Consider the following 15,130-nt stretch of genomic DNA (forward strand, 5'->3'; position numbering starts at 1 on the left):
ATAGGCCGACAACAATTACCTTTGAGGCAACAGACTTGGCCTGTTGTAAATGCACATTTAATTGATAGTCACCTAACAAAAAGCGCAGGCTAGAGGGCTCGCTCGGGCTTTGTATCATTCTGAATGATATTAACCTTCGTCAGGTTCGATTCGTGCCCCGACACGCGCGCCAGCATTATCCGCCCCATCTCAACAGATTGGCGGACTCCCCCCATGGAACAGTCACTTAAACATTTGCGTTTTCCACTCGCGGCCCTGGCCATCGTAGTGATGAGCGCATGCGGCAAAACTCCACAAGCGACTGCTCCAGCGCCTGCTGCAAAGGTCAGTGTGGCCAAAGTCATTGAGCAGCCCGTCAACGAGTGGGACGAATTTACCGGCCGCCTTGAAGCGCCACAAACCGTTGAAATTCGTCCACGTGTGTCAGGCCAGATTGACCAAGTCGCCTTTACTGACGGCGCATTGGTGAAGAAAGGCGATCTGCTGTTCCAGATCGACCCGCGTCCGTTCCAGGCTGCAGTCCGTCAACTTGAAGCCGAACTTCAACAAGCACGCGCCAACGCCACCCGCAGCGAAAACGAAGCCCAGCGCGGCGAGCGTCTGCGTCAAAGCAACGCGATCTCCGCCGAACTGGCTGACTCGCGCTCCACTGCGTCCCAAGCTGCCCGCGCCGCAGTTGCTGCAGTTCAGGCCCAACTTGATCTGGCCAGGCTGAACCTGAGCTTTACCCGCGTCACGTCACCGATCACTGGCCGCGTCAGCCGCGCTGAAATCACCGCAGGCAACATCGTTACGGCCGACGTGACACCGCTGACTAGCGTGGTGTCAACGGACAAGGTGTACGCCTACTTCGATGCTGACGAGCGCGTGTTCCTCAAGTACAGCCAGCTCGCCCGCGATGGCAAACGGGGCCAAACCACTCCGGTTTACCTCGGTTTGACCAACGAAGATGGCAACCCGCATTTGGGCCAGATGGACTTCGTTGACAACCAGGTCAACCCTAAAACCGGCACCATTCGTGGTCGCGCGGTGTTCGATAACACCGACGCCAGCTTCACGCCAGGTCTGTATGCACGTCTCAAGCTGGTCGGCAGCGGCACCTACGCAGCGGTCTTGATCAATGACGAAGCAGTCGGCACCGACCTGGGCAAGAAATTCGTGCTGGTGATGGATGGCAATAACAACACCGCCTATCGCAGCGTGGACCTGGGTCCGAAAATAGAAGGCCTGCGCATTGTGCGCAGCGGCCTGAACAAAGACGACACAATCATCGTCAAGGGTCTGCAACGGGTGCGTCCCGGCTCACCGGTGAGCCCTGAAGTGATCCCGATGGCCACTGAAAAAACCCTCGCCGCACTGGCACAACAACGTCAAGCGCTGGAAGCCAGCAACCTGCCCCCTGCAACGCCCGCACACTCTGCGGCGAAGTTGGCCAGCGTTGCGACTCCTCGCGGTTAAGGGACGAAAACTCCGATGAATTTTTCCCAGTTTTTCATCCAGCGGCCGATTTTCGCCGCTGTGCTTTCACTGTTGATTTTGATTGCGGGCAGCATTTCGCTGTTCCAATTACCCATCAGTGAATACCCGGAAGTAGTGCCACCGACAGTGGTCGTGCGCGCCAACTTCCCGGGTGCCAACCCCAAGGTCATCGGTGAAACTGTAGCCGCGCCACTGGAGCAAGCCATCACCGGTGTTGAAAACATGTTGTACATGTCTTCGCAGTCCACCGCTGACGGCAAAATCACCCTGACCATTACTTTTGCCCTGGGCACCGACCTGGATAACGCGCAAGTGCAGGTGCAAAACCGCGTTACCCGTACCGAGCCCAAGCTTCCAGAGGAAGTGACGCGCATTGGTATCACGGTAGACAAGGCGTCGCCCGACCTGACCATGGTTGTGCACTTGACGTCGCCGGACCAGCGCTACGACATGTTGTACCTGTCTAACTACGCGATCCTAAACATCAAGGATGAGCTGGCACGCCTGAGCGGCGTGGGCGACGTGCAGTTGTTCGGCATGGGCGACTACTCGCTGCGCGTATGGCTGGACCCGAACAAAACCGCTTCGCGAAATCTGACTGCCACTGATGTGGTCACGGCCATTCGCGAGCAGAACCGTCAGGTCGCGGCCGGCGCCTTGGGTGCGCCCCCTGCCCCGAATGCCACCAGCTTCCAGTTGTCGGTCAACACTCAAGGACGTCTGGTTTCAGAAGAAGAGTTTGAAAACATCATCATTCGCGCAGGCGATGACGGTGAGATCACGCGCTTGAAAGACATCGCTCGCGTTGAGTTGGGCTCCAGCCAGTACGCCTTGCGCTCCTTGTTGAACAACCAGCCGGCAGTGGCGATCCCGATCTTCCAGCGTCCAGGCTCCAATGCCATTCAAATCTCGAACGAAGTTCGGGCCACGATGGACGAGTTGAAGAAGAACTTTCCGCAGGGCATGGACTACAGCATCGTGTATGACCCGACGATCTTCGTGCGAGGTTCTATCGAAGCGGTGGTTCACACCCTGTTCGAAGCACTGATTCTCGTGGTGCTGGTGGTGATTCTGTTCCTGCAAACCTGGCGTGCATCGATCATTCCGCTGGTCGCGGTACCCGTTTCGCTGATCGGTACGTTTGCCGTGATGCACATGTTTGGCTTCTCGCTCAACGCCCTGTCGCTGTTCGGGCTGGTACTGGCCATCGGGATCGTGGTCGACGATGCGATCGTGGTGGTCGAGAACGTTGAGCGAAATATCGAACTCGGACTCAACCCGGTGGACGCGACCAAGCGCGCCATGCGTGAAGTGACCGGCCCGATCATTGCCACGGCGCTGGTGCTGTGTGCGGTGTTTATCCCGGCAGCGTTCATTTCCGGACTGACCGGGCAGTTCTATAAACAGTTCGCCTTGACCATTGCAATTTCGACGGTGATCTCGGCTTTCAACTCGCTGACCCTGTCGCCAGCGCTAGCGGCGGTGTTGCTCAAGAGCCACGACGCACCGAAAGACCGCTTCTCCAGAGGGCTTGACAAAATATTTGGCGGCTGGTTGTTCCGTCCGTTCAACCGTTTCTTTGAACGCGCCAGCCATGGGTATGTGGCGACTGTTGGCCGAGTGATCCGCAGCAGTGGTATCGCCTTGCTGCTGTACGCAGGCTTGATGGTGCTCACCTTCTTCGGTTTCTCCAACACGCCGACCGGTTTTGTGCCTGGGCAAGACAAGCAATACCTGGTGGCCTTCGCTCAACTGCCTGACGCCGCGAGCCTGGACCGTACCGAAGACGTGATCAAGCGCATGTCTGACCTGGCCCTTAAACAGCCGGGTGTGGAAAGTGCGGTGGCGTTCCCTGGTCTGTCGATCAACGGTTTCACCAACAGCCCGAACTCCGGCATCGTGTTTGTCACGCTCAAGCCTTTTGATCAGCGCAAAGACCCAAGCATGTCGGCGGGCGCAATTGCCGGCGCATTGAACGGCAAGTTCGGCGGGATTGAAGAAGCCTACATGGCGATCTTCCCACCGCCGCCGGTTCAAGGCCTGGGCACCATCGGTGGTTTCCGCCTGCAAATCGAAGACCGGGGCAACCTGGGCTACGACGAGCTGTATAAAGAAACCATGAACATCATTGCCAAGAGCCACAACGTGCCTGAACTGGCAGGGTTGTTCACCAGCTACACCGTGAACGTGCCACAAGTCGATGCGGCGATCGACCGCGAAAAAGCCAAGACCCACGGCGTGGCGGTCAGTGACATCTTCGATACCCTGCAGATTTATCTGGGTTCGCTGTATGCCAACGACTTCAACCGTTTCGGCCGCACTTATCAAGTCAACGTTCAGGCCGAACAACAATTCCGTCTTGAGCCCGATCAGATCGGTCAGTTGAAAGTGCGTAACAACAAGGGCGAGATGATCCCGCTGGCGACCTTCATCAAGGTCAGCGATACCTCGGGCCCGGATCGCGTGATGCACTATAACGGCTTCATCACGGCTGAAATCAACGGTGCCGCAGCGCCCGGCTACAGCTCTGGCCAGGCCGAAAAAGCCATCGAGAAACTGCTCAAGGAAGAACTTCCAAACGGCATGACCTACGAATGGACCGACCTGACCTACCAGCAGATCCTGTCGGGTAACACTGCCCTGTTCGTCTTCCCGCTCTGCGTATTGCTGGCCTTCCTGGTACTGGCAGCTCAATACGAAAGCTGGAGCCTGCCATTGGCGGTGATCCTGATCGTTCCGATGACCTTGCTCTCGGCTATCACCGGGGTGATTGTTTCAGGGGGTGACAACAACATCTTCACCCAGATTGGCTTGATCGTGCTGGTGGGACTGGCTTGTAAGAACGCGATTCTGATCGTCGAGTTTGCCAAGGATAAGCAGGAAGAAGGCATGAGTCCGCTGGCTGCTGTCCTTGAAGCCTGCCGCCTGCGTCTGCGGCCGATCCTGATGACGTCTTTCGCCTTCATCATGGGCGTGGTGCCTTTGGTACTGTCCAGCGGTGCCGGTGCCGAAATGCGCCACGCGATGGGTGTTGCGGTGTTCTCCGGGATGCTTGGGGTGACCTTCTTCGGCCTGCTGTTGACGCCCGTGTTCTATGTGTTGATTCGTCGTTACGTGGCGCGCAGTGAAGCACGCAAAGCGGCCAAGCACCTCAAGTTGGAGTCGCAACAATGAGCCTGAAAGTGTTCCTCCCGAGCCTGCTGGTGCTGGCCTTGAGTGCCTGCGCCGTTGGCCCGGACTACAAAACCCCGGCCACCGAACCGGCAAACATCAGCGCTGATAATCTCAAGGGCTTTGACCGGGCTCATTTCGAAGGGATCTGGTGGCAGCAGTTTGACGACCCGACCCTAAACCAGTTGGTGACTCAGTCACTGGCTGGCAACCGTGAACTGCGCGTGGCCTTTGCCCGCCTGCGCGCAGCCCGGGCAATTCGTGATGACGTCAGCACGCAGACCATGCCTACCATCACCAGCCGTGCCAGCAGCGATGTTGGCAAAGGCCAGGTGCCGGGCACCACTGAAAAGCGCGTCAACAGCGAACGCTACGATCTGGGCCTGGACATGGCATGGGAAGTCGACCTGTTTGGTCGCATCCAGCGCGAACTGGAGGCCAGCGACGCTGACGAACAAGTCGCTGCTGCTGACCTGTACCAGTTGCAAGTCACGATGATTGCCGAATTGGTCGACGCCTACGGACAACTGCGCGGTGCACAACTTCGCGAACACATCGCGCTCGACAACCTGAAAAACCAGCAGGACTCCAAAGCCATCACTGAAAGCCTGCGTGATGCCGGCGTCGGTGACGAACTTGACGTGATGCGCGCTGACGCCCGCTTGGCGGCCGTTGAGGCCAGCGTGCCGCAACTGCAAGCGGAACAAGTGCGCGAGCGCAATCGTATCGCCACCTTGCTGGGCGAGCGCCCTGACACACTCAGCGTTGACCTGAGCCCGGCCAAATTGCCGGCTATCGCCAAAGCGCTGAACATCGGCAACCCTGGCGACTTGCTGCAACGCCGTCCGGACATCATGAGTGCCGAACGCAAACTGGCAGCGGCGACAGCCCGTATTGGTGTGGCCAAGGCTGGCTTGTTCCCTCGGGTCAGCCTCAGCGGTTTCCTCGGCTTTACGGCCGGGCGTGGCTCGCAAATCGGTTCGGCGGCCGCCAATGCCTGGGCTCTGGGCCCCAGCATTACTTGGCCGGCCTTTAACCTGGGCAGCGTGCGGGCACGTTTGCGCGGTGCAGACGCTGAAGCCGATGGCGCACTGGCCAGTTACGAGCAACAAGTGCTGTTGGCCCTTGAAGAATCAGAAAACGCTTTTAGCGACTACGGCAAGCGTCAGCAACGTTTGGTCTCGCTGATTCGCCAAAGCGAGTCCAGCCGTGCCGCAGCGGACCTGGCAGCGATTCGCTACCGCGAAGGCAGCGTTGACTTTCTGGTCTTGCTTGACGCCCAGCGTGAGCGTCTGGCCGCCGAAGACAGCCAGGCTCAGGCCGAGGTTGAGATGTATCAAGGCGTAGTGGCTATTTACAAAGCATTGGGTGGTGGCTGGCAAGCCGAGACAGTCGCTAGCGCACACTGATCCAGCGGCACGATTAAACGAGCTCCTTTGGTTGGTCGCATCCAGCCAATTTTTAGCCCCGCGTTCATTCGGTCGCGGGGCTTTTTTTTGCCTTCACACCCGCCCCCCTGTAACCGCTGCCGTACCCTGCGATGGGTTGCGCAGCGGCCCTTATTGCAGCCTGCGGCAGCGGCGACAGGTTTTGGGGCATTTCCTCATTCGGTTTGACTCAAGACGCCTACTGTCCCAATCTTGCACCTCATCCGTACGCCTGTTTCTGGATATTGCATGTCACAGCCTCGCCGTTACCTCGCTGTCAGCCTTTTGTCTGCACTCATCGCAGTCAGCCTTTGGTATTGGATGCGCCCTGCCCCGACCGTGACACCTCCCGCCGTCAATCACAGCTATACAAAAGCCCTTGAGCAAGCTCACAACGGCATGCCCGGTGCGGCGCGTGTGCTGTACCAACAGCTGGCGCGTACTGATCTGTCCGATATTCGGCGCGCCAGCCTGCATGCCGAGTTGCCCAACTACCCCAGCCCGCAAGCGCTGAAGCTGGCAGATGCCGATTTGCAAAATGCTTCGCCTCTGGTGCGCAAGGCGGCGATTCAAAGCATTGTAGGCTTGGTGCCCAACGCTCAACGCACGCTGTTGCTCGGCCCACTGCTGGAAGACCCCGAACAAAGCGTGCGTTTCGCCGCCGCCAGCGCGCTGCTCGGTTTATCACCCGATGAACAAGGCCTGTACTTCGTTCCATTGCAGCAAGTCGTCGATGAATACGAGCGCAACCTCAAGACCCAGCCCGACGATCCCCAAGCCCAAGGCCAGCTTGCACGTTTGTATCTGCATGAAGGGCAACTGGACGAAGCGCAGGCCGCACTGGAAAAAGTCACGACACTGGATCCGGAAAACCTCAAAGCCGTCGTCGCCAAAATTGACCTGCTGGATAAGCGAGGCAAAACTGACCAGGCACGTGAACTCTTGGCCAGGCAGCTGCAAGCACATCCCGACTCTGCTTACTTGCAACATGCCCTGGGGATTTGGTTGCTCAACCACGGGCAGACGGAATATGCCTTGCTGGGCCTGGCCAAGGCGGTTGAGCTGGAGCCGGACAACAGCGAATACCGCTACAAACTGGCAATAGCCTTGCATGACCTTGAGCAATTGGAACCGGCGCAGCGTCAACTTGAAGAGCTGCTGCAACGCCAGCCGGCCAATCGCAAAGCGCGTCTGTTACTGATTCGCTACTGGAAAGAAGCCGGCCAACTACAAAATGTGCAAGTCTTGCTGGCTCAACTGGAGCAACAAAACCCGGATGATCCGGCCTTGCAGCAAGGCTTATGACAAAGCCTGCCCCTGCAGGAGCGGCGCGAGTGTCACGAATCTCGTCCTGAATTGAAGGCGACGCTGTGCCAACACTCGGCGTTGCTGCACGCTCGCGCCTGCCCAGTCATTGCGCTCACTCAAGCAACTTGCGGATCTGCTCTTGCAACGTGTCGAGGTCGAACGGTTTGGCCAGAATGGGGGCGGTGCGGGTAATCGGGCTACCGGTATCACGAATCTCGGCCGGATAACCACTGATAAAGATGACTTTAAGATCGGGCCGCAGTTTCAGCGCGGGTTCGGCAATTTGAACCCCCGAAACGCCACCCGGCAAACGGAAGTCGGTGACCATAAGATCCAGGTGCGGCTTGCTCGCCAGAATTTCGAACGCCTGCTCACCATTTTCGGCCTGCAACACTCTGTAGCCTTCACCTGAGAGGTAGGCACTCAGGACCATCAGGATCGAGGGATCGTCTTCGACAATCAAAACAACATCTTGCGCATCTTCACTCATGGGAAACCTTATTCCGAACAATTGCTGCCAATACGACCGCGGCCTGGGTCATAGGTTGCGACCATTTTATGCCTTTTGTACCAGCGGCAGGTGAATGGTGAACAAAGCCCCCTCGCCCAGTTCACTCTGCACGGTAATTTTGCCACTATGGGCAGCGACAATCTGCTCCGAAATAAACAGCCCCAACCCAAGCCCCGCCACCACATGGCTAGCGCAAACCCGCTCAAACTGCTGAAAAATCCGTTGCTGGTTGTCTTTACTGATACCAATGCCATGGTCGCGCACCGCCACCACGGCAAAATCACCTTCGGTATACACCGCTACATCAATCGGCTTTTTAGCACCATAACGCAAGGCATTGGTGAGTAAGTTAGAAATGACCTGTTCAATCCTGAACTCATCCCAATGCCCGACCACTGGCCGATCGGCGCTGAAGTTGACGCTCGATTGCGCAGCACTGATTTGCGGAGAAAAAACCTCCAGCAGATTGGCCACAGCCCGTGACAGATCAAACTCGCTTGGCCGGATCGACAGTTTGCCAGTGCGTATGCGTGACACGTCTAGCATGTCTTCAATCAGACGAATCAGGCTTTGGATCTGACGCTCATCACGCTCAACCATGGCGTGCATCTTGTCCAAGGTGAACGCCGCGGCGTTATTGCGCGCCAGATGCATCTTGCGCAACTGGGTTTCCAGAATCAGGCCGTTGAGCGGCGTTCGCACCTCATGCGAGACAATCGACATAAAGTCGTCACGCATGCGCACGGCATGTTCAAGTTCAACCTGAGTCTGTTGTAGCTGGGCGAGCAAGGCTTCCTGCTCACGGCGGCTGTGCTCCAGCGCTTCGACCTGCTGTTGCATGGCCTTGCTTTGCCGATACAGATCAACGAACACACTGACCTTGCTTTTGACCGCGTGAATGTCGAGCGGCTTGTGCAAAAAGTCGACGGCGCCGCTCTCATAGCCCTTGAAGGCGTAATTCATCTCGCGGCCTGCCGCGCTGACGAAGACGATCGGAATATTCTTGGTGCGATCTGTGCCACGCATCAGCTCGGCCAACTCAAAGCCGTTCATGCCCGGCATTTGCACGTCCAGAATGGCCATTGCGAACTCATGCTGAAGCAACAACGAAAGCGCCTCGTCTGCAGACAAGGCCTTGTACACCGCGCGATCTTCGCGTTTTATCAGCGCTTCGAGGGCCAATAAATTTTCTGGCAGATCATCAACGATCAGCAGCTTGGCTTGAATATCACTTAGTTGCATTCGATTCTTTCCAGCTCAAGGAGCAAACAGGCTATACCGCGCAAAGGAAGGATGAAGTCCGGCTGGAAGCGATCCAGCGCCGCTTGCGGCATGGTCGATACCAACGCTTGCTTGGGGTCTTGGATGATGGTCAAACCACCTTGCTGCCTGACCGTGTCCAGCCCCTGCGCACCATCCTGATTGGCTCCCGTGAGTAAGATCGCAGCCAGTGCGTGTTGATACACGTCGGCTGCGGATTCAAAAAGGTAATCAATCGAGGGACGCGAGTAATGCACCCTTTCCTCCCGACTCAACGAAAGACTGCGATCGTGCTCCACCGAAACATGGTAGCCGGGAGGCGCAAAATACAAGGTGCCCGGCACAATCGGCTCTTTGTCGTCCACTTCCTTGACCGGTATCGACAGACGCCTGGCAAACACGGCGGCCAACTGGCTGCGACGCTCGTCCGGCAAGTGCAAAACCACAATAATCGGCAGTCGAAAACCTGATTTCAGATCAGCGAAAATCGCCAGCAATGCCTCAACGCCTCCGGCCGAAGCGCCTACGACAATAGCGTTAACGGGCCGTAAACCGGCGATTTCAAAGTCTTTGACTGTCATAGTTTTCGATAGATCCGTTCTTGCTGGAGCAAAGGCGAAAACTGTTTGCTGTAATCCGAGAAATCCAGGGTTTCCTTACTGCCCAGCATCAGGAAACCGCGATGGCACAACGAATCACGGAACAGCCCAAACGCTCTGTTTTGCAGGGTTTTATTGAAATAAATCAAAACGTTGCGACACGAGATCAAATGAGTTTCTGAAAACACGCTGTCGGTTGCCAGACTGTGATCGGCAAAGGTGACGTTTTCGCTCAGGCTCTTGTCAAAAATCGCGTAGTCATAAGCTGCCGTGTAGTAATCGGCAAACGAGCGCTGGCCACCTGACTTTTGGTAGTTGTGGGTGTAGGCGCGAATATTTTCCAGCGAGAAAATCCCTTGCTTGGCCTTTTCCAGCGAGCGCGGGTTGATGTCGGTGGCATAGATGATGCTGCGATCCAGCAATCCTTCTTCGCGCAGCAAAATGGCCATCGAGTACACCTCTTCGCCGGTGCTGCACCCCGCGATCCATATTTTCAACGACGGATAGGTCTTGAGAATCGGCACCACTTCCTGGCGAATGGCCAAAAAGTGCTCCGGGTCGCGAAACATCTCGCTCACTGGAATCGTCAGTAATTGCAGCAGTTGCATAAAGGCCTGCGGGTCATGCAGCACCCGCTCTTGCAGAGCCGAAATGGTCTTGCAGTCGAATTGGCGCAAGGCATGCTGCACCCGGCGCTTGATCGAGGCGCCAGAGTAATCACGAAAGTCATAGCTGTACTTGAGGTAGATCGCTTCGATCAGTAGCCGTAACTCAATGTCGGTGTCTCGTTGCACTTAAAGTCGTTCCATTTTCGGTAGCCAAACCCGTATCAGTGAGAACAGTCGATCCAGATCAATCGGTTTCGCCAGGTAATCATTCGAGCCCGCTTGCAGGCAGCGTTCCTGATCGTCCTTCATCGCCTTGGCCGTGACGGCAATAATCGGCAGCTTGCGCCAGCGCGGATTCTTGCGAATTTCGACGGTGGCTTCGTAGCCATCCATCTCGGGCATCATCACGTCCATTAACACCAGATCGATGTCTGGCACTTCGTTCAAGCGCTCTATCGCTTCGCGCCCGTTGCGCCCGATTACCACAATCGCGCCTTTGTGCTCCAGCGCGCTGGTAAGCGCGAAGATGTTGCGTACATCGTCATCCACCAGCAGGATCTTGCGGCCCTCAAAGACTTTGTCGCGGCTGCGGGCGGTCTTGAGCATCGTTTGGCGTTCATGGGACAACTGAGATTCAACTTTGTGCAGAAATAATGTCACTTCGTCCAGCAAACGCTCCGGCGAGCGCGCGCCCTTGATGATGATCGAGCGCGAATACTTGCGCAGTTCATTTTCTTCATCGCGGGTCAGGTTACGCCCGGTGTAGACGATGACCGGCGGGAACGAGCAAATGTCTTCGGTAGACATGTGCTTGAGCAATTCGTTGCCCAACATGTCTGGCAGTTTGAGGTCAATGATCATGCAGTCGTAAATATTGCTGCGCAGCAGGTCCAGCGCTTCCTGGGCATAGCCAACTGCAGTGATTTCGATGTCATCGTCGCCGATCAGGCGGGCGATGCTGTCGCGCTGCAAGTCATCGTCCTCAACCAGCAGAACGCGTTTGACCTTCTGTGTGAGCTTGGCTTCCAGACGCGCAAAGACCTCCTTGAGTTGTTCACGGCTGGTCGGCTTGACCGCATACCCGATCGCGCCCATGTGCATCGCGGCTTCAACACGGTCTTCCACGGAAATCACATGCACCGGGATATGCCGGGTTGGCGCCAGCGCCTTCAAGCGCTGCAGCACCGTGAGCCCGGAATGATCGGGCAGGCGCATGTCGAGCAAAATTGCATCGGGAATAAACTGCGAAGCCAGGCTGAAACCTTCGTCCGCTCCATGGGCGACCAAGCAGTGATAGCCTAGTTCATGCGCCAGATCGAAGAGGATGTGCGCAAAATTGGGCTCGTCCTCAATCACCAAAATGCAACGCTTGGTGAACGGGGCTTTTTCCCGATCATCTGCGAAGCGCGGAATATCCAGCGCTGCATCAGAGGGCAGCATTACCAGGGGCTTGGCCGGTACAGGGTGTGGGGCAACACTGGCCGGCAGCGGTGCGTGCGGTTCGCCGTCTTCAACAAATTGCTCCGGCATGATCAGGGTAAAGATGCTGCCCTTCCCCGGTTCGCTGCTGACGCTAATGGATCCCCCAAGCAAGGTCGCCAGATCCCGCGAGATCGACAAGCCAAGCCCGGTGCCGCCATAACGGCGATTGGTGGTGCCATCTGCCTGGCGGAACGCTTCGAAAATACTCTCCTGTTGTTCCGGGGCAATGCCGATACCGGAATCGACCACCGTGAACGCAATTGCATTCCCCGGATGAGGTGAAACCGTGAGGCTTACCTGGCCTTTTTCGGTGAACTTGATCGCGTTGGACAGCAGATTTTTAAGCACCTGCTCCAAACGCTGGCTGTCGGTATAAATCAACGGCGGCAAGCCCGGCTGCAACTCGACCAGCAAATCCAGCGATTTTTCGGTCGCCAGTGGCTGGAACAGACCGCGCAACCCATCGATCATGCGCGCCACGCTGGTGTTCTCGGGGCGAACCTCAAGCTTGCCGGCTTCAACCTTGGAAATGTCCAGAATGTCGTTGATCAGGTTGAGCAAGTCGTTGCCCGCCGAGTAAATCGACTCGGCAAACTTGACCTGCTCGCCGGTCAGATTTTGTAGCGGATTTTCTGACAGCAGTTTGGCCAGAATCAATGAACTGTTCAGCGGCGTGCGCAGCTCATGAGACATGTTGGCCAGGAATTCAGACTTGTACTTGCTGGAGCGCTGCAACTCTTCAGCCCGCTCTTCAAGCTGCACCTGAACCTGATTGAGCTCACTGTTCTTGCGGTTCATGGCATCACGCTGATCTTCCAGCGCTTCATTGGTCTGCTCAAGCTCCGCCTGCTGCGCCTCAAGGATAGTCTGCGACTCTCTAAGAACCCGCGATTGCTCTTCAAGCTCTTCGTTAGCCGTTTTGAGCTCTTCTTGCTGAACTTGAAGCTCTTCATTGAGCTGCTGCGTTTCAGCCAGCACCTCTTGCAAACGCTGACGATAACGCGCGGCCTCGATGGCGGTGCCGATGCTGTCGGCAATCAGCTCGAACAACTCGATGTCACGGGCTTCAAGCGGCCTGAGAAAGCCCAGTTCAATCACCCCGTTAACCCGATCATCGTCGCTGGTCGGTATCACCAGCACGCTGTTGGGGGTGCCTTCGCCCAGCCCGGAGCTGACTTTGAAGAAGTAGTCCGAAGGCACATTGTCCAGACGAATCAGCTGATCTTGCTGGGCGGCCTGCCCGACAATGCCTTCGTTATCGTGAATCACCTCATTACGGGCTTCTTGTTCACGCGAAGCCCCATAACTGGCAATTCGTCTTAGCCCTCCGTGGTCTTCACGGACATACACCGCAGCCACAACCGAGCCCAGGTATTGGGCACAAAATTGCAGGATATTGCGGCCCAGCATGTTGAGGGTCAGACGGCCGAGCACCTGCTCTGCCAGCTCTGTCTGCCCGTTACGCAGCCATGCCTGGCGCTCCAGACGTTGCGCCGCTTGCGCCTGCAACTCGAAATTATGCTGATAACTCTTTGAAAGGGTTATTAAATCCCGGCGCCCCACAAACGCCAAGAAGGCGCTCAAACCCAAGACAAAAAACAGATAAAGACCGACACAGACAAACGTCGTGGTGCTGGCTTCTTTGTTGCGGGCAACCCGTAGTTGCTGCTCCATCTGAATGAAGTTGTCATATTCATGGCGAATCTGGTCAGTCAGGCTCTTGCCACGCCCGGACTGTACCGCCGCTCGGTAATCACCAGCCTGACGGCGCATATCGACCATCGCCTGGGCATAAGTCGCCCACTCGTTTTGCAAGGCTTCAATGCGCTTGAGGCGATCAACCTGTTGCGGGTTATCGCTGACCAGCGCTTGCAACCCCTGAAGCTGAGCTAGGATTTGCGGCTTGGCCACTGCATACGGGTCCAGAAAATGTTCGTCACCGGTAATCAGAAAACCGCGCATGCCGGTTTCCAGATCGACCGTCAGCCTGACCGCTTCGTTGGTGTTGCTGATCACCCGATCACTGTGCTCGACCCATTTAAGGACCGATAGCAAATAGCTGATCATGACTACAAACAAGACGGCACTTAGCACACCGACAGCCAAGGGCAAGCCAACGTTGCGAGTCAGTAACTTGCGAAAACTTCGCTCATCAATGGATGCAGGTGAATTCATATTTCGGGCCTGTGAACGTCATAAATGGGTGGAGTTTGAAGGAATCCGGCGTAATAGTTGTACTTTCTTGCATAAATTGAAGATTTTTCTTACAAAAATGCGTACACGAAAGTAGCGCAACGCTATCCTTAGCGGCTGGCGCAGGTGTTATTGGGCGCAGTTTTAAATTTTTAGCGAGAGCCTGATTATGTCCGCAACACCCTCCACCATCCTTGTGGTCGAAGACGATGCCATTGTTCGTATGCTTATCGTTGACGTTCTGGAAGAGCTGGAGTTCAACGTACTTGAAGCTGAGGACAGTCAGCGCGCACTGGAACTGCTTGAAGACAAGAGCCTGCGCATTGACCTGCTAATGACCGATGTCGGATTACCGGACATGGACGGCCGGGCATTAGCGCATAAAGCCCGCGAGCTGCATCAACATCTGCCGATCCTGTTTGCCAGCGGCTACGCCGAAACCCTCGAGGTTGCCGACGGCATGCAAGTCATTGGCAAGCCCTTCTCTATTGATCAATTGCGCGACAAGGTGACCAGCCTGCTTCGCGCTCTTCCATCCACCGTAGCCGTAAATTGACCTTGGGTTTAAACTGCCCGCCGTCAATTCAGAGGCAAGGCTATGTCCACTTGCACCAAGCACGGCGAAATTGTGCCTATCTGCCATAGACCTGCCAATCAGTCTTCAGCATGACGGTGGCCCGAACAGCGCCAATCCTGGTCATTGGCTTGGGCTGTCGCCAAGGTGTTAGCTGCAGCGACTTATTGGCACTGATGACCCCTTCACTGGCGAGTGCCGGGCTGGCATTAAGCGATGTTCGAGCCCTGGCCTGCCTGAATATCAAGCAAAACGAGCCGGGATTGATTCAGTTGGCGACGTATTTAGGCTTACCGTTAGCGGTATTTCGCGCCGATCAGCTGGTGACCTATGAGCCCCGCCTCAGTCATCGTTCGACCCTTGCATTCGAACACTCGGGTTGCTGGGGTGTCGCTGAAAGTGTGGCACTGGCCCAGGCCGAACAACTGAGTGATGGGCCAGCACGATTGCTGATAACACGACGAAAGTCGGCAGTGGCGACCTTTGCATTGGCTTGCGGCGGGCAAATAACGCGATAA

11 protein-coding genes are annotated in these 15,130 nt (G+C 56.4%); 6 read left to right on the forward strand and 5 right to left on the reverse strand.

Annotation, left to right across the window (positions count from 1 at the left end):
* Positions 1-213 precede the first annotated feature (213 nt).
* The 4 genes from mexE to ACIQYF_RS05025 all read left to right on the forward strand — a co-directional run bounded on the left by mexE (position 214) and on the right by ACIQYF_RS05025 (position 7,382).
* Entirely contained in the window at positions 214-1,458 is a 1,245-nt protein-coding gene (gene mexE, locus ACIQYF_RS05010; protein ID WP_402857481.1) for a multidrug efflux RND transporter periplasmic adaptor subunit MexE, read from the forward strand.
* A 15-nt stretch (positions 1,459-1,473) separates the two neighbouring features.
* Entirely contained in the window at positions 1,474-4,653 is a 3,180-nt protein-coding gene (locus ACIQYF_RS05015; RefSeq protein ID WP_402857483.1) for an efflux RND transporter permease subunit, read from the forward strand.
* Entirely contained in the window at positions 4,650-6,059 is a 1,410-nt protein-coding gene (locus ACIQYF_RS05020) for an efflux transporter outer membrane subunit (RefSeq protein ID WP_402857485.1), read from the forward strand. Before ACIQYF_RS05015 ends, ACIQYF_RS05020 begins: the two co-directional genes overlap by 4 nt.
* A gap of 267 nt (positions 6,060-6,326) precedes the next feature.
* A complete protein-coding gene (locus ACIQYF_RS05025) occupies positions 6,327-7,382 on the forward strand; it encodes a tetratricopeptide repeat protein (protein WP_402857487.1) in 1,056 nt (351 codons plus the stop codon).
* Between the two features lie 115 nt (positions 7,383-7,497).
* On the opposite strand, the gene ACIQYF_RS05030 is transcribed toward ACIQYF_RS05025, so the two are convergent.
* From ACIQYF_RS05030 to ACIQYF_RS05050, 5 genes are all read right to left on the reverse strand, one after another.
* A complete protein-coding gene (locus ACIQYF_RS05030; protein ID WP_402857489.1) occupies positions 7,498-7,875 on the reverse strand; it encodes a response regulator in 378 nt (125 codons plus the stop codon).
* 66 nt (positions 7,876-7,941) lie between these two features.
* On the reverse strand, positions 7,942-9,138 hold the full coding sequence (locus ACIQYF_RS05035) for an ATP-binding protein (RefSeq protein ID WP_402857491.1): 1,197 nt from the start codon (positions 9,136-9,138) through the stop codon (positions 7,942-7,944).
* Positions 9,129-9,737 carry a chemotaxis protein CheB gene (locus ACIQYF_RS05040; protein WP_402857493.1) on the reverse strand — a complete coding sequence of 203 codons (609 nt, stop codon included), beginning with the start codon at positions 9,735-9,737 and terminating at the stop codon, positions 9,129-9,131. Before ACIQYF_RS05040 ends, ACIQYF_RS05035 begins: the two co-directional genes overlap by 10 nt.
* Entirely contained in the window at positions 9,734-10,549 is an 816-nt protein-coding gene (locus ACIQYF_RS05045) for a CheR family methyltransferase (protein ID WP_402857496.1), read from the reverse strand. The genes ACIQYF_RS05040 and ACIQYF_RS05045 overlap by 4 nt, the downstream gene beginning before the upstream one ends.
* Complete coding sequence (locus ACIQYF_RS05050; protein WP_402857498.1) at positions 10,550-14,020, reverse strand: response regulator; 3,471 nt, start codon at positions 14,018-14,020, stop codon at positions 10,550-10,552.
* A 187-nt stretch (positions 14,021-14,207) separates the two neighbouring features.
* Between ACIQYF_RS05050 and ACIQYF_RS05055 the strand changes: the two genes are divergently transcribed.
* Positions 14,208-14,594 carry a response regulator gene (locus tag ACIQYF_RS05055; protein ID WP_402857501.1) on the forward strand — a complete coding sequence of 129 codons (387 nt, stop codon included), beginning with the start codon at positions 14,208-14,210 and terminating at the stop codon, positions 14,592-14,594.
* A gap of 110 nt (positions 14,595-14,704) precedes the next feature.
* Complete coding sequence (locus ACIQYF_RS05060; RefSeq protein ID WP_402857504.1) at positions 14,705-15,130, forward strand: cobalamin biosynthesis protein; 426 nt, start codon at positions 14,705-14,707, stop codon at positions 15,128-15,130.

The organism is Pseudomonas sp. NPDC096917, assembly GCF_044762555.1.
Taxonomy (GTDB): Bacteria; Pseudomonadota; Gammaproteobacteria; order Pseudomonadales; family Pseudomonadaceae; genus Aquipseudomonas.

Excerpts from the sequence above, each read along its gene's own strand:
- ACIQYF_RS05015 (WP_402857483.1), top strand. The coding sequence starts at position 1,474 with ATGAATTTTTCCCAGTTTTTCATCCAGCGGCCGATTTTCGCCGCTGTG.
- ACIQYF_RS05020 (WP_402857485.1), top strand. The coding sequence starts at position 4,650 with ATGAGCCTGAAAGTGTTCCTCCCGAGCCTGCTGGTGCTGGCCTTGAGT.
- ACIQYF_RS05025 (WP_402857487.1), top strand. The coding sequence starts at position 6,327 with ATGTCACAGCCTCGCCGTTACCTCGCTGTCAGCCTTTTGTCTGCACTC.
- ACIQYF_RS05050 (WP_402857498.1), bottom strand. The coding sequence starts at position 14,020 with ATGAATTCACCTGCATCCATTGATGAGCGAAGTTTTCGCAAGTTACTG.
- ACIQYF_RS05055 (WP_402857501.1), top strand. The coding sequence starts at position 14,208 with ATGTCCGCAACACCCTCCACCATCCTTGTGGTCGAAGACGATGCCATT.
- ACIQYF_RS05060 (WP_402857504.1), top strand. The coding sequence starts at position 14,705 with ATGACGGTGGCCCGAACAGCGCCAATCCTGGTCATTGGCTTGGGCTGT.
- ACIQYF_RS05040 (WP_402857493.1), bottom strand. The coding sequence starts at position 9,737 with ATGACAGTCAAAGACTTTGAAATCGCCGGTTTACGGCCCGTTAACGCT.
- ACIQYF_RS05030 (WP_402857489.1), bottom strand. The coding sequence starts at position 7,875 with ATGAGTGAAGATGCGCAAGATGTTGTTTTGATTGTCGAAGACGATCCC.
- mexE (WP_402857481.1), top strand. The coding sequence starts at position 214 with ATGGAACAGTCACTTAAACATTTGCGTTTTCCACTCGCGGCCCTGGCC.
- ACIQYF_RS05035 (WP_402857491.1), bottom strand. The coding sequence starts at position 9,138 with ATGCAACTAAGTGATATTCAAGCCAAGCTGCTGATCGTTGATGATCTG.